At 66.4% G+C, this 17029-nt stretch carries 13 protein-coding genes and 1 pseudogene; 2 read left to right on the forward strand and 12 right to left on the reverse strand.

From position 1 onward, the window contains the following. Positions 1–348: 348 nt before the first annotated feature. From ABLI39_RS10470 to ABLI39_RS10500, 7 genes and pseudogenes are all read right to left on the reverse strand, one after another. Positions 349–980, reverse strand: a pseudogene (locus tag ABLI39_RS10470) (ABC transporter ATP-binding protein); the annotation flags it as partial. Further along, entirely contained in the window at positions 977–2515 is a 1539-nt protein-coding gene (locus ABLI39_RS10475) for an FAD-dependent oxidoreductase (protein ID WP_349413359.1), read from the reverse strand. The pseudogene ABLI39_RS10470 and the gene ABLI39_RS10475, both read right to left, overlap by 4 nt. Next, positions 2512–3993: an FAD-dependent oxidoreductase gene (locus ABLI39_RS10480; protein ID WP_349413360.1), complete on the reverse strand. Its 1482-nt coding sequence runs from the start codon at positions 3991–3993 to the stop codon at positions 2512–2514. Before ABLI39_RS10480 ends, ABLI39_RS10475 begins: the two co-directional genes overlap by 4 nt. Beyond that, positions 3990–5384 (reverse strand): FAD-dependent oxidoreductase, encoded by a 1395-nt coding sequence (locus tag ABLI39_RS10485; protein ID WP_349413361.1) that lies wholly within the window; start codon positions 5382–5384, stop codon positions 3990–3992. The genes ABLI39_RS10480 and ABLI39_RS10485 overlap by 4 nt, the downstream gene beginning before the upstream one ends. Before the next feature lie 80 nt (positions 5385–5464). Further along, positions 5465–6298, reverse strand: coding sequence for an SDR family NAD(P)-dependent oxidoreductase (locus ABLI39_RS10490; RefSeq protein WP_349413362.1), 834 nt, complete (start codon positions 6296–6298; stop codon positions 5465–5467). Next, on the reverse strand, positions 6288–6674 hold the full coding sequence (locus ABLI39_RS10495) for an NIPSNAP family protein (RefSeq protein WP_349413363.1): 387 nt from the start codon (positions 6672–6674) through the stop codon (positions 6288–6290). The genes ABLI39_RS10490 and ABLI39_RS10495 overlap by 11 nt, the downstream gene beginning before the upstream one ends. Positions 6675–6678: 4 nt before the next feature. After that, positions 6679–8100 (reverse strand): MFS transporter, encoded by a 1422-nt coding sequence (locus ABLI39_RS10500; protein ID WP_349413364.1) that lies wholly within the window; start codon positions 8098–8100, stop codon positions 6679–6681. A gap of 171 nt (positions 8101–8271) precedes the next feature. Between ABLI39_RS10500 and ABLI39_RS10505 the strand changes: the two genes are divergently transcribed. Further along, positions 8272–9036, forward strand: coding sequence for an IclR family transcriptional regulator (locus tag ABLI39_RS10505; RefSeq protein ID WP_349413365.1), 765 nt, complete (start codon positions 8272–8274; stop codon positions 9034–9036). Positions 9037–9112: 76 nt separating this feature from the next. On the opposite strand, the gene ABLI39_RS10510 is transcribed toward ABLI39_RS10505, so the two are convergent. The 5 genes from ABLI39_RS10510 to ABLI39_RS10530 all read right to left on the reverse strand — a co-directional run bounded on the left by ABLI39_RS10510 (position 9113) and on the right by ABLI39_RS10530 (position 16034). Then, a complete protein-coding gene (locus ABLI39_RS10510; RefSeq protein WP_502935221.1) occupies positions 9113–10558 on the reverse strand; it encodes an SLC13 family permease in 1446 nt (481 codons plus the stop codon). A 300-nt stretch (positions 10559–10858) separates the two neighbouring features. Then, positions 10859–11974: an ABC transporter substrate-binding protein gene (locus ABLI39_RS10515; protein ID WP_349413366.1), complete on the reverse strand. Its 1116-nt coding sequence runs from the start codon at positions 11972–11974 to the stop codon at positions 10859–10861. A gap of 37 nt (positions 11975–12011) precedes the next feature. Then, entirely contained in the window at positions 12012–13787 is a 1776-nt protein-coding gene (locus ABLI39_RS10520; RefSeq protein ID WP_349413367.1) for an ABC transporter permease, read from the reverse strand. Beyond that, a complete protein-coding gene (locus ABLI39_RS10525; protein WP_349413368.1) occupies positions 13784–14881 on the reverse strand; it encodes an ABC transporter ATP-binding protein in 1098 nt (365 codons plus the stop codon). Before ABLI39_RS10525 ends, ABLI39_RS10520 begins: the two co-directional genes overlap by 4 nt. 34 nt (positions 14882–14915) lie before the next feature. Continuing rightward, on the reverse strand, positions 14916–16034 hold the full coding sequence (locus tag ABLI39_RS10530) for a PrpF domain-containing protein (protein WP_349413369.1): 1119 nt from the start codon (positions 16032–16034) through the stop codon (positions 14916–14918). A 313-nt stretch (positions 16035–16347) separates the two neighbouring features. Here ABLI39_RS10530 and ABLI39_RS10535 point away from each other — a divergent pair, with 313 nt between their 5' ends. Further along, positions 16348–17007 (forward strand): GntR family transcriptional regulator, encoded by a 660-nt coding sequence (locus tag ABLI39_RS10535; protein WP_349413370.1) that lies wholly within the window; start codon positions 16348–16350, stop codon positions 17005–17007. Positions 17008–17029: the final 22 nt, after the last annotated feature.

A 17029-nucleotide genomic window follows, 5' to 3' on the forward strand; every position in this document is an offset into this window, starting at 1 on the left:
ATCCGAATGTATGAGTGCGGTCAGCCTCAGCAGGTCTACACCACCCGAGAATTCTCGCACGCGAATCCGACGCCCGCCGTATTTCTGCCACGAAATGCACCCGATTACTTCTCTGTCCCAGTCAGTTTGCAGCCGCGCGTGACAACGATAAATATCGGCCAGCGTGCGCATCGGCAGAATTAGTGGTCAGTTCTGGGGAGCTTTAGCAACTCACCAACTGAAAGAGGCCCAGAGCATTTCCCCACATTTCGTCGTGCTGACAAGCGATCTCAAGCGGACCAGTTAGCGCCGAGAAGATCTTTTCCCGCGCGCCGCCAGCCGCAGAAAAGACTTCTGGCAATACCTACCTCAGACCTCCGCCACGGGAGCCGCGAACTGGGCAGCGTACGACGCCGCGTACGCCGCGCCCGCCTCCAGCAGCGACGCGTGGATGCCCTGCTCCACGATCTGGCCGGCTTCCATCACCAGGATGAGATCGGCGTCGCGGATGGTGGAGAGCCGGTGGGCGATCGCGAACGACGTCCGGTCCGAACGCAGCGCACTCATCGCCTTCTGCACCAGCACCTCGGTGCGGGTGTCCACCGAGCTCGTGGCCTCGTCCAGGATCAGCACCGACGGGCGGGCCAGGAACGCCCTCGCGATCGTCAGCAGTTGCATCTCCCGCGCCGAGACATTCCCGCCCTCGTCCTCCAGCACTGTGTCGTAGCCGTCTGGCAGGGACTTCACGAACCGGTCCACGTACGTCGCCGGCCGTAGGCGATGTTGTCCCGGATGGTGCCGCCGAACAGCCAGGTGTCCTGCAGCACCATGCCCATCCGCGAGCGCAGCTCGTGCCGGGACATCGCGGCGACGTCCACGCCGTCGAGCGTGATCCGCCCGGCGTCGAGCTCGTAGAAGCGCATCATCAGGTTCACCAGCGTGGTCTTGCCCGCCCCGGTCGGACCGACAATCGCCACCGTCTGCCCCGGTTCCGTAGTCAGCCGACGGCCACACCTTCGGCCACGGCCAGGTCCTCACGGCCCGGCGCGCAGGCCACGTTGCGTCCGGCGATGCGTCCGGAAACCATCGCCCAGCCGATGTGGAGCCCGTGATTGAGCAGCTGGAGCCCGCCCTGGCCAGTAGACCCGGCGGCCCAGAGGCCGGGGATGGCTTCACCTTCGGGCGTGGTCACGCGGAGGTCTGTGTCGACGGCCAGGCCGCCGTCGGCCAGGGTGATGAAGGCGTTCATCGGCCCCAGCGCGTAGAACGGGCCTTCGCTCACGCCCCCGCCCAGGTGCTCGCGGTCGAAGTCGCCGTCCTTGCCGGCCGCCACCTTGGCATTCCAGTCCGAAACACTGGCCGTCAACACCGCCGGGTCGAGGCCGGTGCTTGCAGCCAGTGCCTCGATGGTCTCGGCCCGGTGGTAAACGTCCGGACGGTACCGCTTGTAGTCATCGACGTAGGCGTAGGCCACCCCCGGGAACGTGGAGACCGGGTTAGGCCAGGCCGAGAACTTCCTGGCCACCCGTTCGTCGAAGATCATGTAGGCGGTGTTCTTGGCATCCGCCGCGGTGGCCCGCGCCATGGCCTTGTCCGAATCCTCGTTGGCGATGCGCTTGCCCCCGTGACCCACGAGGATCGCCCCGGCTCGGTACATGGTGTTGTTGGGGCCGACCCAGCTGGTCAACGCTCCGCGGACCACGTACGCCAGGATCTTCCGCGGCAGCCGCTCGACCACCAGCCGCATGGCCTTGGAAATGAGGGGGTGCGAGGGCAGCATCTTGATCGGGTCCACCCGGGTGGAGGGCGCAAAGCGAAGCCCCTCGTACAGGCGGTCCATCTGGATCATGACCCCGCCGGCGTCGGCGCCCAGTTTGAAGCCGTCGCCGGTGGCGTTCGGGTTGACCGGCGGGATCTTGGCCGCGCCTTCCCCCACGTACTTGGCCTTCATTTCGGCGGACGCCGAGTAGTCGCCGGTGGCCAGGATGACTCCGCGCCGGCCGAAGTAGTCCTTGCCGTTGGCGCGCGCACCGATGATCTCGCCGTCGGCGTTGCGCAGCAGCACCTCCACGCGCATCGAAGTGTGAATGACAACGCCGCGTTTCTTGCACTCGCGCAGCAGGGCCTCGGCGTAGGCACCGGAGTTCGGCAGGACGTTGTGCATGCGCGGCTTCTCGTAGGGCGGCTCCGGGGTCGGACCAAGGAACTGCACGCCGATGCTGCTGAGCCACTCCACCGTGGAGCCAGCGTTTTCGGCCAGGATCCGGCGCAGTTCCTTGTTTTCGCGCTGCTCAAACTCGCCGTTGGCCACCTTCATGTCCTCAACGAACAACTCAACGCTGTCGTTGACCCCGGCGCGGTACTGGTAGGCCGTGTTGGCGGCGGTGAACGAGCCCACGGACATGGCCGTGCTGCCTCCCACCTTGGGGCACTTCTCCAGGACAACCACCGTCGCGCCGCTGGTGGCAGCGGAGATTGCGGCGCTCATGCCGGATCCTCCGCCGCCGATCACCAGAACGTCTGCTGTCGAATTCACTTCGTGTTCCCTTCACTTCCGTACCTGCCCGCGGCGGGCAGGTTTCCGTGCTGCATCAGTGCGGCCGCCCGCTCGGCCGCTGAATTACCGGCCCAGCGGCCGGTGATGTAACCGGGCGCCAGTCCGCCGGCGTAGCCATAGTTGGACAGCCCGCCGATGTCGGCGCCGGCCGCGTACAGCCCGGGTACCGCGGCGCCGTCGTGGTCCAGGGCCTCTCCCTGCGCGTTGGTGCGGATCCCGCCGAAGGTGAACGTGATGGAGGGCTGGACCATGAGTGCGTAGAAGGGGCCGTCCTGCGGCGCCCGCGCGGAGGCGGACACTGGAACGCCGTCGGCCGTGCCGCCCCCCTGGCCGGCCACTTCCGCATAGCGGTCCAGGGTGCGGGAGAGCTGATCGCGGTCAACACCCCAGCCGGCGACCAGGTCCACGAGCTCCGGCAGTGTCTGTGCGACGGCGTGCTGCCCGCCGGCGTCGATGGCTATGCCGAGGCGGTCGATGCTGCCCAGTCCCGGGAACGGTTCCTCCAGCACTTCCGTGCTCCGGACGAACTCGTCGAAGATCAGGATTCCCCGCGCCTGCGGCTGGAAGGTGACTGCCTGGTTGAGCAGTTCGTCGCCGTCGGTCTCGTCCGCGAAACGCTTGCCCTGCAGGTTCACCAGCACCGTCGAGCCGGAGTAGTACTGGGAATACGGGAGATAATGGGCGGCCTCGAAGCTGTCCAACGGATACGGCAGCAGGTGCCCGTAGAAGGTACTCATCGCCGTCGTACCCCCGGTTCCCGCAGCCCGCGCCAAGCGCAGCCCGTCGCCGACGCTGCCGGGGTTGGAGCGCAGCACCAGCCGGTCCGCGTTGGGCCCGACGGACCGCGTCAGTTCGGCGCGGTCACCCTGGAATCCGCCGCTGGCGAGGACGACGGCGGCCGCCTCGTAGCGGATTTGGTGCCCGTCCGCGGTCCGGACCAGGACACCGGTGACGGCGCCGCCGTCGTCCTGCAGGAGTGCGGTGACGGCCGCCCCGGCCGTGGACTCTCCTCCGGCCGCGACGACCTGGTCACGGCACCAGGCCAGGATGGCGTGGATGTCGGTGGAGTAGCCGATGCCGAAGGTCATGATGTCCCGCTTCGGTTCGGCCGCAACCCGGACGCCGGCGGCCCGCAACTCGGCGAGCGCTTCCTCGTAGTCGTCCACGAGGCGGCTGCCGAGGTCCAGGTTTCCCAGCGGAATCCGCTTCCGGTAGGCGTCCACGCTGGGAGCGGTCCAGAACATTCCCGCCGATAACGCGGCCGAGCCGCCGAACGTCGGTTGTTTCTCCAGGAGCGCCACTTTGGCTCCGCGCCGGGCCGCGGTCATGGCGGCGGTGGATCCGCTGACCCCGGATCCGACGACGACGACGTCCACCCGGCGGACCTCGTGCGCGCCGGGTGCCGCGTCCACGCCATGGTGCGAGGCCAGAGCGTCCTGCTGCGTGGCCGTGCTCATGGCGCCACGCTCGTTGCCAGCTTCGCGGCGGCGTGCTCGGCGGCGATCCGGCCGAAGACGACGCCCTTGCCCAGCGAGGTGCCGGTCATGTAGGCGGCGCCGTGGAATCCGCCGGTGAGCTCGCCGATGGCATAGAGCCCCGGGATCACGTCGCCGTCGACGTCCACCACCTCCGCGCTGGGGTTGATGGTCACGCCGCAGTAAGTGGTGGTCATCAGCGCCTTGGCCGGGTAAGCGTAGAACGGTCCCTGGTCCAGCGGCAGGAGTTCGCCGACGCCGTTGCACAGGTGGGTGCGGCCTACCTCGTCCTCGTCGCGGCCGGCAACCGAGCTGTTGTAGCGGGCCACGGTCGCCACCAGGGCGGCGGGGTCGATGCCGGCGGCCTCGGCCAGTTTCTCGAGCGAATCGGCCTTGAAGAGATGGCCGAGGTCCTCGATCATGCCAATATCATTGAGCGGGATGCCGGGGTGCGATTTGGCCCGGACCTTGGCGTCGAAGATCTCGAAGCCGAGGCCTTCCGGCTGCTTGAGCACCTCGCGGCCCAGGGTCTTGTAGGACTTGGACTCGTCCACGAACCGCCGGCCGTCCTGGTTCACGATGATCGCGCCCATGTAATACGCGGTAAGCAGTTCGTGGAATTCCTCGCCAGTGTCCGGGTGGGAACCGTAGGTGGCGGTGATGTAGGACATGTCCGCCACGCCGGCGCCCAGCTTCCAGGCCATCTTGAGGCCATCACCGGTGTTGCCCGCCCCGCCGTAGGGAATCGCCGCAAGCTGCTCAGGCGCAAAGGTCCGCAGCAGCTCGGTGCTCCGGCTGAACCCGCCCGTCGCCAGGATCACCCCGGCGCGTGCATTGAACAGCGCCTCGCTTCCGTCAGCTTCGACGACGACGCCGGTAACCACGCCTTCGTGGCCGCGTACCAGCCGGACCGCGCGGTGTCCCAGCCGGGTTTCCCCGCCGTGTTCGGTGAAGGACCGGTGCAGCTTGGCGAGCAGTTCGGTGATCACCGTGTTGTGGCTGCGCGGTGCGGACTGCCCGGAGCTGATTTCCAGGGCACGGAACTTGGCGCCTTGCTCCTTCAGCCAGCGGTAGGTCTCGTCCTGGCGGTCAAGGTAGGCATCCACCAGGGCGCGGTCGTTGACGCCGCCGCCGGTGGAGAGCAGGTCCTGCAGGAAGAGGTCCGCGGAGTCCTGGACGCCTTCGGCCGCCTGCTCCTCGGTTCCGGAGAAGGCGAAGAATCCGCCGCTCATGGCCGAGGATCCGCCGAGCTTGCCGGTCTTTTCCAGGAGCGCCACTTTGAGGCCGGCTTGCGCCGCGCTGGTGGCTGCGGACTGTCCCGCGATGCCGGATCCGAGGACCACCACATCGTAGTCGTACTGGGGCATGGTCATGGTGCTGTCCCTTTCAAGGGTCTTGTCATTGGTGCTGCCGCGTCCGTGAGGGAAGCGGTGGGGCTCGCGCCGGGCGCTTGTCAGCAGGTGAGGAATCCGCCGTTGACGTCCAGGCTGGTGCCGGTGATGTAGGTGGACTGGTTCCCGGTGAGGAAGGCCACCGCGTCGGCGATCTCCTCAGGCGTCGCGAAACGCTTCATCGGCACCTGGCCCAGAAGCCTGGCGTCCTGGGGAACATCGCCCATCATGGGGGTCTGCACGAAGCCCGGTGCCACGCCGTTCACGCGGATCCGGAAATCCGCCAGTTCGTGGGCCAGGCTGGCTGTCAGGTTCTGCAGCGCCGCTTTCGATGCCCCGTAAACCACGGAGCTGGGCAGGAAGGGGCCGAACGCCGCGTCCGGGCCGCCGCCCGTGCCGGTCTTGGCGGTGATAGACAGCAGGTTCACGATGCTCGCGGAACCATCCCTGGGCATGTGCCGGTAGACCTCGCGCACCAGGAAGAACGGTGCCGCGACATTGACCGCCATGACGCTGTTCCACTCGTCGTCGCTGAGTTCAAAGAAGCGGATCTTGCCGCCGTTGCGCTTGGGCGAGATGCCGACGGCGTTGACCACCACCCCCACCGGGCCGGTCTCGGCCGCGAACGCGGCAAGTGCCTTGTTGGTCGCGCCGTCGGCCAGGTTGCCGGCGAAGCCGCGGTGTTCGGCCCAGCCCACCTCGGGGAGCGACGCGGCCGTCCGGTCAGCGGCGTCCTGGTCGAGATCGGCGACGACGACGGCGTAGCCTTCCTTCGCGAGGCGCCGGCTGATCGTCTGGCCGATGCCGCCGGCGCCGCCGGTCACGATCGCCGTCTGCAGCAGGACCGGATGCTTACGCGTTTCCGGATCGAGCATAAAGGTGGGGTTACTGGTCATGGCCGTGCTCCTGGTTCAGGCTGAACGCCGTATGCGGGTCGGTGACGGCAACGGGCAGGCTGCGGATCGGGGAGAAGGACGTCGGGTACATGATCCGGTTTTCCATCGTCATGATCATCGGCCTGATGATGGCCAGGCATTCCTGCCATTTGCCGCTCTTGGCGAGCTCGGCGCGGCGGTCCCGGCGCTCTTCCAGGTTCTCGTAGGCCCAGAAGTGGTTGAGCTCGTTTTGCCGCCCGAATTCGGTGACGAAGTAGCCGAGGAAGCCTCCCAGAATCGGCTTCTGCGCGGGCAGGCCGATGTTTTCGTAGGCGTCGAGGTACTCATTGAGCCGGGCGGCCGTATGCAGGACGTAGGTGCGCTGTTCGACGATCATGGCGTCACATTGCCTCTCGGGTGGCGGCGGCGCCGACCAGTCCGGTGGCAGCGGGCGCCGTCGTCGTCTCCTCGGCGGAAACGTACCGGCCGAAGCGGTGCTGGCCTCCTTCGAGGGTCTTCCCGTCGCCCATGAGCACCAGGTTGATCAGGGCCGCAACGATGATCACGATCCAGGCGATGGTGATGGAGACTGTGCTGCCGCCGCTGATGCTCATCAGCCAGGAAGCCAGGAACGGTGCGGGCGCGGCGAAAATGAGGTTAGAACCGGTCAGGGCGAGTGCGGATCCGGTGTAGCGCATGTGGGTGGGGAACGCCTCGGCGAAGAGAGCGCCTTGGCCCGCGTTTCCGAACTGCGCAGTCACCAGGGAGAACGCCACCATGCCGAGCGTCAGAGGGAAGCTGCCCAGGTTCACCACGGGGAAGAACAGGACCGCGGCGAGCAGGGTGCCTGCCGATCCGATCGTCAGGATCCGACGACGGCCGTAGACGTCCGCGAGCCGGCCGCCCCACCAGATCGCGATCACGGAGAGGAAGTTGGAGATCATGATGATCGTGAACGTCTGGCTCTGGGTAAAGCCATGGCTCGTGAGGTAGCTGATGCCGAACACGGAGACGATGTAGAACGTCACGACAATCGGGGCGAAGGCCAGGATGAGCCGCAGGATGGTGACGCCGTGGGTCTTGATCACGGTGGCCGGGTTGGTGGCTTCCTGCGCGAGTTCCTGCATACCTTCCTTGAACACCGGCGTTTCCTCCACCTTGAGCCGGATGTAGATTCCCACGGCCACCAGCAGGATGCTCAGCAGGAACGGTACGCGCCAGCCCCAGGAGAGGAAGGCTTCCGGGCTCAGTACGCCGGAGAGGACGGCGAGCATGAGGTTGGCGGCCACCTGGCTGATGGGGGAACCCATTGCCATAAGCCCGCCGTAGAAGGCGCGGCGGTCCGAGGGTGCGTGTTCCATGGTCATCAGCTGGGCGCCCGTTGCCTCGCCGCCCAGCGCGATGCCCTGCACGAAGCGCATGAGGACCAGCAGCACCGGGGCGGCGACGCCGATCGCCGACTGCGGCGGAAGCAGGCCGATGACCATCGACCCGACGCCCATCGTGATGAAGGTGGTGAGGAGGATCTTGCGCCGTCCCAGCCGGTCCCCCAAGTGGCCGAACACGATTCCGCCGAGCGGCCGTGCCACGAAGCCGACGCCGAACGTGGCGAAGGACGCCAGCAGCGCGATGGTGGGATTCATGTCATTGAAGAACAACTTGGGGAAGACAGTGGCGGCCATGGCGCCGTAGACGGCGAAGTCGAACCATTCGAGGGCGGACCCGAAGGTACCGCTGAGGACTGCGCGCTTGGCTTGGCGGGAGGCGGGCAGTGTGGGCTTGAGCGGCCGCTTTACCGCTCGGGTGGGGTGGGACAGACTCATCAGGACTCCTTTGTCGGGTGAGCAGGGCGGGCAGGTGCACCGCGGTGGGGTGTTTAGGTTCGCAACCTCGGGTGGGACCTAGCCGAAGCAGGTTCTGGAGGTGGGGTCATCCGGTGATGTGACACTAGCCACGTCTTCGCATGTGACGCAATTACTGCTAGATTTTATTGCGTGATACGCAAAGATGACGCACCGAGGGTCGAATCCGTGCACCGCGCACTGGTTTTGCTCAAACACATGTCCCGGCAGGGCTCGATCAGCGTGACGGAGGCCTCCGGCATCCTGGACGTCAACCCGTCCACGGCGCAGCGGCTGCTGGCTACCCTCGTGGGAGACGGGTTCGCCGAGCAGGCGGCGCAGCGGAGGTACGTACCGGGCCGCGAATACCGGAAGGCGGTCATCGACAACACACCGCCGTCCCTCATCGTGCGCGCCCGCCCATACCTCGAGCGGCTGTTTGCGCGGGTCGGCGAGACGAGCCACCTTGCCGCGCTGATCGGCACGGACATCCACCACCTGGACGGCATCGAGGCCACCACGCACGCCCTGCGTTTTGGCCTGCGCACGGGGGTCATCCTGCCGGCCCACGTGACATCCTCCGGGAAGGCCATCCTCGCGGACCTGCCGCGGGAAGACATCGAACGGCGCTACGGCATCCTGGATGACTCAGCTGCCGATGCCAACGCAGGCATCGACTTCCCTAAGCTGTACCGGGATGTTGACCAGACCCGCCGGACAGGGATTGGCATGAACTTCGAGGAGAGCGAGGATGCCGTCGCGGCCCTGGGCGTGTCCCTGGGCGTGGTGGACGGCCAGCACGCGGCGCTGAGCATCGCGATGCCGATGACCCGGTTCGCCCGGCAGGATGCCAAGCGACTGTCCGCGCAGTTGCTGGAAACGGCCGCTGAATTTAGGCGGCAGGAGCTGCAGGCGTGACGTGCGGGGTGGGCGGCCTCGTCGTCTGGCTCGGCGTCCAGCTCCTAAACCGCATACCTGGGATCCGGAGGAACGATCACATAATGCCGGTCGGTACGAGAAGGGCCCAGGCAAGCGCCGGGCCGACCAGCACGACGCCGCCTGCGTAGATCATGAGCTGGCGGTAGACGCGGTGCCGGTCGCTCTCGCTTGCGTTGGCCACCACCAGCGCACCGTCAGTGGAGAACGGGGAGACATCCACAACGGTGGCGGCAATAGCCAGCGCCGCAACTGCTCCGGAAGCGCTCAACGAACTGGTGGCCAGGAGCGGACCGGCAACGGGGATGAACGCTGTCAGCAGTGCCGTGGAGGAGGCGAAGGCTGAGCTGACGCCGATCACGTAGCAGAGGACCAGGGCGACCAGCAATGGCGCGCCGAGTGCCAAGGCCTGCTTGGCAAGGGTGTCGATGACGCCCACGTGCTGGAGCAGGGAGACATAGGTGATCATGCCGGCCACGAGGAGAACCGTGGACCAGGAGATGCCGCCGATGAACGTCTGGTGTTCCCTGATGTTGACTAAGGCCAGCAGGAGGCCGGCAGAAAGGGCGACAAAGCCGATCGGCAGATGGAACCCAAGGGTGCACACCAGAATCGCGGCGATCAGCGTGAGGGTAAGGATCTGCTGGCCGTGGGGACGAGCGGTACGGGTTGTGTCGAGATCCGCATGTTGGCCGTTCTCACCATCGCGCAGCCTGCCCAGCAGGGCGAAGACGGCAATGGTGAGGGCGGAGAGAATGAGGTTGAGGGCGAAGCTCGCCGTGAAGAGTGCCCCCTGGGAAATAGGGAAGCCGTTCTTCAGCGCGACGTCGTGGACCAGCACGCCGGCCACGGACAACGGGGAAAAGCCGCCAGCATGGGCTCCGTTGATGATGAACGCCCCCATCAGCACGGGATGGATGCGTGATTCGTAGGCGAAGCCCAGGGCTGCCGGTGCCAGCAGCGCGACAGCGGCCGGAGAGAAAGTACCCAGCGACGTCAACGTGGCAGCAATCAGGAAGAACACCCACGGCAAGAGCATGGTCTTGCCCCGGACGAGGCGCACGCAGCTTTGCACGATGATGTCGATGGTGCCGTTCCGCTGGGCCATGCTGAAGAAATAGGTCACCCCGATGATCGTCAGGACAATGCTGGCGGGGAACTCCGCCAGGATCTCCTTGTCGGTCATGCCGAGCAGGAAGTACCCGACGCCAAAGGATGCAACCAGCCCCATGACGCCGATGTTCAACGGCCACTTAGTAGCGACGACAAACATCACGACGAGGATGACGAGGGGAATGATCTGGACGGCGGTCATGGTCCCCTCCGGTTTCACGGCGGACGCAGGCTGGAAGCTGCCTCCGCCGAGCAGGAGGCAAACCAGAGCCAGGACGGCGAGCACGCTCGCAGCCATCAGCAGGATAAGGCGCCGAGGGGCAGTACGCTGCGGACGTTTGCCGGGGCTGTCGCCCACAGGAGCAGCAGTGCGCTGCGCGGTCTTAGTCACCTTGGTCTCCTCCTTGAGAACGGCTACACCGACACAGCCGCTTACAGCGCTGTCGTCGGCCGGCTCCCGCACGGGCGGACCCGGAGCCCTTGCTCGCCGACGGGGCGTGACTGCAGCGGCTTGGTAGAGCATATCCGGCGCTGGGAGTCTGCGCGGATTAGTTACGGGCCGGACGCTCAGGGATCGGGTAGGTGCAGCGGGGCGGCGCACGTTGCGAATTGGCGATGATCCCGGTGATCATCATTCGCCGCCCCGCTGCGGTCCGTTGCCCGGGCCCTCAGGGCCCGGGCAGCTTGCGGGTTACTTGCTGTAGCCGAAGACCTTGTTCCACTTGGCCAGGTCGTCCTTGCCGAAGGTGGTCGCGTCAGAGTTCGCCATCCGGTAGACCTTGCCGGAGTCGGCGGCCGGCAGCTTGATACCCATGATGGTGGGCGGCTCGACGTCGGTGCGGGCCGGGTATTCGCCCAGCTGTGCGAAAACCTTCTGGCCCTGCTTGGACAGGTTGTAGTTCATGAACACCTTGGCCGCCTCAACGTTCGTGGCGGACCCGGCCATGCCCAGGTAGTAGTCATAGGCCACGAGCCCCTCATCCGGAACGATGAACTTCACCGGGGCCTTGTCCTGCACGGCCGAGATGTTGGTGCCGCTGATGGTCACGGTTCCCACCGCCACCTCGCCGCGGGCCAGCGCAGTGGCCTCGGCGCCCAGGGAGTCGTAGATGGTGGGCTTCTGCGCCGCGTACTTGGCGAAGTAGTCCGAGCCCATCTTCGTTTCCATGAACCGGCTCAAGGAGGCGGTGCTGCCGCCGGAGCCGCCCTGTACGATGCCCAGCTTCCCCTGCCACTTGCCGCTGACGGCGTCGGCCCAGGACTTCGGGGCGTCCGCTTCCTTGACCAGCTGGGTGTTGTAGCCGAGCGTGTAGACGGAGTTGAACATGCGGGTGAACTGGCCGCCGTCGATCGAGACGTCCTTGAACTGCGCCGCACCCGGCACGTCATAGGCCTTCCAGACCTTTGCGTCCTCCAGGGTCTTGGCGATGCGGTAGTCGGACGTGCGGATGACGTCCGCCCCCAGCTTGCCGGCGCCCTGCTCGGACTGGACGCGCTCGGCGAGCTTGTTCGGCGTCAGGCGCACCACGTTGACCTTAATACCGGTGTCCTTGGTGAAGGCCGCCACCAGGGCGCTCTCGGAGGACTCCGTGTAGCCCGAATACAGGCTCAGCGTCTGGGTCTTGGCCTTGTCATAGGTGGCCTTGTCGGCGATGTTTTCGCCGTTGATGACCAGGCCGTCGTCGGTCTTTACCTCCGCCGTGGCGGTGACAACGCTGGTGCCCTGGGCGGAGCCGCCGCAGGCGGCCATGCTCAGCGAGAGGACGACGCCGAGGCCGAGAAGGGGGATTTTGGACGCTAACTTCATTGTTTAGACCCTTTCAAATGGTGTGGTTTGGGAAGCGTTACTTGGCGCCGAGCTTGCGGTCGGCGCCCACCTTCTGGGCGATCACCGCCAGCACGGCGATCACGACGATGTACAGAACGCTGACGGCCGCTGCGGCCTGGCTCTGCCCGTTGTCGAAGTTGTCGAACACGAGGATCGAGAGGATCCGGGTGTTGGAGGTGAAGAGGAAGATCGAGGCGCTGAGCTCACGCATGGAGAGCATGAGGAACAGCAGGAACGAGGACGTGATGCCGACGCGCATCAGCGGGAGGGTGACCGAGACGATCGCCTTGGCCCGCCGGGCCCCGAGCATAACGGCGCTGTCCTCCAGGTCCTGGTCCATCTGCAGCATCGACGCCGAGATGCCCCGGTAACCCTGCGGCAGGAAGACCGCCACGCAGGCGATCGCCAGGATGGCCAGCGTCCCGTAGACCGGAACCGGGAGCAGCAGCCAGGTCCAGAGGAGGCCGATGCCCATAACGATGGCGGGAACCGCCAGCGGCGTCATGGCGATCAGCTCGATCAGCTGGCCGAGGCGCGACTTGGTCCGGTAGCGGACGTAGGAGGCGATGAAGCTCAGCGTGGTGCCGGCGATGGCAGCCAGGAGGGCCACCATCACGCTGTTGCGCAGGGCCAGCTGGAAGTCGTGGGAGCCCAGCACGTCCGCGAGCTTCGCGAAGCTCGTCGCCCCGGTCTCGAAGAGCTGGGAGATGGAGGCCACGAACGGGGTGGCCTGCATGGACGCTGCGAGCAGCGCGAGCATCGGGAGGACGACGGCGACGGCGAAATAGGCGAGCGCGATGATGGTGAACGGCCAGCGCAGCTTCCGCAGCGGGACCTGGCGCGGCCGGTTGCCCTTGCCGGTCACCGTGGTGAACTTGCGCTTGTTGATGATGCGCTGCTGGATCACGGTGATGATCAGCAGGGCGGCCGTCAGGACGATCGCGATGCTGGCCGCCTGGTTGCTCTTGGCCGGCGTCGCGCTCATCAGGCGGTAGATGTAGGTGGGCAGGGTGTCGATGCCGGCCGGGTTTCCGATCACCTGGGCGACGGGGAAATTTTCCATGGTCAGGGCGAAGACCAGGATCGCGGACCCGAGGACGGCAGGCAGTGCCAGCGGCAGCGTGACGGTGCGCAGCATGGTCTTCAGGGTGGCCCCGTGGACCGTGGCCGCCTCTTCGAGGTCGGCGTTCATCATGGACAGCGAGCTGTGCATCAGCAGGAAGGCGTACGGGGCGTAGAAGATCCCGAGTACGAAGATCAGCCCCGGCAGGCTGTAGATGTTGATGATGAAGTCGATGCCGAGGTCGCGGAGCAGGATGTTCAGGTAGCCGGCGCTCGGGGAGGACAGCAGCGACCAGGCCAGGGCGCCGACCAGGGCGGGGATGAACATCGGGGCCATGCCGATGAAGAAGATGAACTTCCGCAGCGGCGCGTCGGTGCGGGCACAGACGAAGGCCAGGAACGCCCCGATGACCAGTGCCACCACGGCCGATCCGGCGCCCACCATGAGCGAGTTGCCGAGCGCCCCCAGGGCTTCGGGGCTGGCCAGAAGGATCAGGTTGTCCAGCGTCAGCCCGCCCAGGGAGATGTTGCCCGGGCGGGGAACGGCGTCGGAAAACGCCGCGAGCAGCACCAGCGCCAGCGGCAGGAGCACCAGGACGGCCAGGATCGCGATGATGATCATGGCGGGGGTGCTTTTGCGCAGGTTCCCCAGAGCCTTGGTCCCGCGGTAGGCGACGGGGGCGGGGCTGGCCGTGATGACGGGGTCCGCCAGGGGCGTCTTGAGGCTCATACCAGCACCTCCGCCGGGAGGATCTGGACCTGCGACGGGTCGATGCTGACCCAGACCGAGTCGCCCACCTCGTGCTGTTCGCCCCGCTTGATGGTGCCCAGGGCGTCCAGTTCCAGGCCGCCCTCCAGTTCGACGGCGTAGCGCACGTCGTTGCCCTGGAAGCCGGCCACCATGACCTTGCCCTGCCAGGCGTTGGGCGCCGTCGTGGGCCGGGAGCTGATCTGGAGGTCTTCGGCGCGCATGCAGACCTTCATCCGCTGCGGGGCCGTGGCGGCGCGCTGGGCGGAGTGGACGGTGAGGTCGTGCCCGGCAACCTTGGCGGTGGCGGAGCCGTCCGCCGCCGGCACGGCCTCGCAGTCCATGACGTTGGAGACGCCCAGGAAGTGGGCGATCGAGGCGCTGGCCGGGGTCTCGTACATTTCCCGCGGGCCGCCGATCTGGACGATCTTGCCGCCCTGCAGGAGGGCGATGCGGTCCGCCAGGGCGAAGGCCTCGTGCTGGTCGTGGGTGACGTAGACGCAGGTCAGGCCGAGGCGCAGCTGGATTTCGCGGAGTTCGACGCGGAGGCGGTCGCGGAGCCGGGCGTCCAGGTTGGACAGCGGCTCGTCAAGCATCAGCACGCTGGGGCGCATCACCAGGCTGCGGGCCAGGGCCACGCGCTGCATCTGGCCGCCGCTGAGGAGGCTGGCGCCCCGGTCGGCGAACTTCTCCAGGCCCACCATGGTGAGCACTTCCATCACCCGTTCCTGCGTTTCGGCTTTGGAGAGCCGCTGCAGCTTCAGGGAGTACGCGACGTTCTGGAAGACCGTCATGTGCGGCCACACCGCGTAGGACTGGAAGACCATGCCGACGTTGCGCTTGTTCGGCGGCAGGTTGATGCCCTTTTCCGAATCGAACACCACGACGTCGTCGATGATGATCCGGCCGGAGCTGGGTTCCTCCAGGCCGGCAAGGCAGCGCATGGTGCTGGTCTTGCCGCAGCCGGACTGGCCCAGGAGAACCAGGGCCTCGCCGTCGCCGATGTCTAGGTTGAGGTTCTCGATGGCGACGAAATCGCCGTACTTGAGCTGCAAATTCTGGATGCTGATTTTCATGACACGTCCTTGTGAATGTAAGCCTGCCGCCCGGTCAGTCGCCGGGGACGAGCACTGTTCCTTCGCTGATGACCCTGGCGGACCGTTGGAATGCGACTTTGGTGGGAACCGCTGCGTCCAGTGCCGTCCTGGTCGCGCCGTTGAGGAGGTGGATCGCCAGGGTGTCGCCGCCGTTATGGTCCGGCTGGGCAAACGCGGCGTTCGCGACGACGGAGCCGGCGCGGCCGGAGGCGGCGGCGATGGCGACGGCGCTGGTGAGGCCGATGGCCGGGTGGAGGGCGCCCATGGAGATCATCCGTGCGGAGACGCCCGTCTCCCCTGCCGGCGGCGGCCCGACGATGCCAACCTTGGGAATGGAGGTCAGGTGGCTGGGGATGCCCATGACCTTGGCGGCGGCGGCCCGCAGTTCCGGTGCGAGGGCCACCAGCTGCTCGAGTTCTTCCGCGCTCTCCCGGCCGGTGAAGCCAAAGTCCTGTGGATCGAAGAGCGCCGCCGGGGCCCCGGCGTCGATCAGGGTGGCGTGGAAGGTGCGGCCCTGGACGGTGACCTCGTCGACGACGTGGCCGGTGGGCAGCTCCGTCTCGAAGCTGGTCCAGCTGCTGCTCTCGAAGATGATGTCCACCGGGACGCCCGGGTAATACTGCCCCGGGATCTGCCGGGCGCCGTAGGTGGGGACCTCGCCGCCCGGGGTGGGAACCTCGCAGACCAGGCTGAGTCCGGTGACCGTGTTGACGATCGTGACCCGGGAGACGCCGTCGGCCGGTGTCGCCAGCCGGGCGTGCAGCGCGTACAGGCCCAGGCCCGTGGCGCAGTTGCCGCAGTTGCTGTCCCATTCCACCGAGGGGTTGTCGATTGCCACCTGGGCGAAGCGGTAGTTCACGACGCCGTCGGCCGAGCCGAGGTCATCGACGATGATCGCCTTGCTGGTGGTGGAGGATGCGCCGCCGACGCCGTCGATCTGGCGGAGGTCCGGTGAGCCGAAGGTGCGGATCAGCAGGCGTTCGATGTCCGCGGTGTCCGCCGGCAGGTCGCTCTGGCGGAAGATCCAGCACTTGCTCGTCCCGCCGCGGACCAGGGCGGCCGGGACCTGAATGACTGACATTCGCGGGGGGTCCGATTCCCCCAGTTGGACCGTGCCGGTGGGGCTGGTCATGGTGTCTCCTCAATGGTGCCTGCGTACCGTCGTTGGTACCGGTCGATCTTTGAAGCACTTTCGGTACAGTTTTGGGAAACTGTCCTCGCTTTCGATCGAATGTATACCGTTTGAGAGAAGCGAGCAACAAAAATGTGTGTTGGCACACACTCATTACCAAGCCGTGACATAAAGTCGGGGACGGCGCTCCTTCCATGTCGACCGAACGCGGAGAATGTATACCGTGTGTTAAAATGGCCTGCGACTGTATGTTGAGTTGAATCAGGACCGCCTGATGTTCACAACAGCTGCTGCCACAAGGAGGAGACCAGTGATGAGCAATCCGGTACTCATGAGTCCGTACCTGATGATTCGCAACGCGATCATTGCCCAGGAGTTCCCGCCTAAGGCCCAGTTGGTGGAGACCGCGCTCGCCAAGAAGTACAACGTGTCCCGCACCCCTATCCGGGAAGCCCTTCGCCGCCTGGAAACCGAGGGCCTCGTGGAGCGGATCGGGTCCCGCATGCAGGTCCGGGAGTACCGGCCCGAGGAGATGCTGGACCTCTACGAAGTGCGCTCTTTCCTGGAGGAAGCCGCCGCCAAGACGGCAGCTCTGCGGCACACGGACATGGACCTCATGCTGATCGAGCGCGCCCACCAGAGCATGGTGGACCTGAAGTTCGAGGAGGCCACTGCGGCCCAGTTGGCCGCCGTGAACCGCACCTTCCACGAACGCATCTGGGCGGCGAGCCACAGCGCCGCGCTGCTGGATCTGCTCGACCGCATCCTGGTCCACTTCATCCGCTACCCCGGCACCACCCTGGCCACGCCGGCTCGCTGGAATCAGGTGCTGAAGGAACACGAGGAACTGGTGGCCGCCATCCGCGACCGCGACGCGGAGCGGGCCGGCAAGATCGCCAGTGCCCACCTGGAAGTTGCCAAGAACATCCGGATCGAGATGTACATCGACGCACAGGAGATCCCTGCGCCGTAAGACCCCTGCAGGTCACCCGGTG

This window comes from Pseudarthrobacter sp. B907 (assembly GCF_040137805.1).
In the GTDB taxonomy this organism is placed as follows: Bacteria; Actinomycetota; Actinomycetes; order Actinomycetales; family Micrococcaceae; genus Arthrobacter.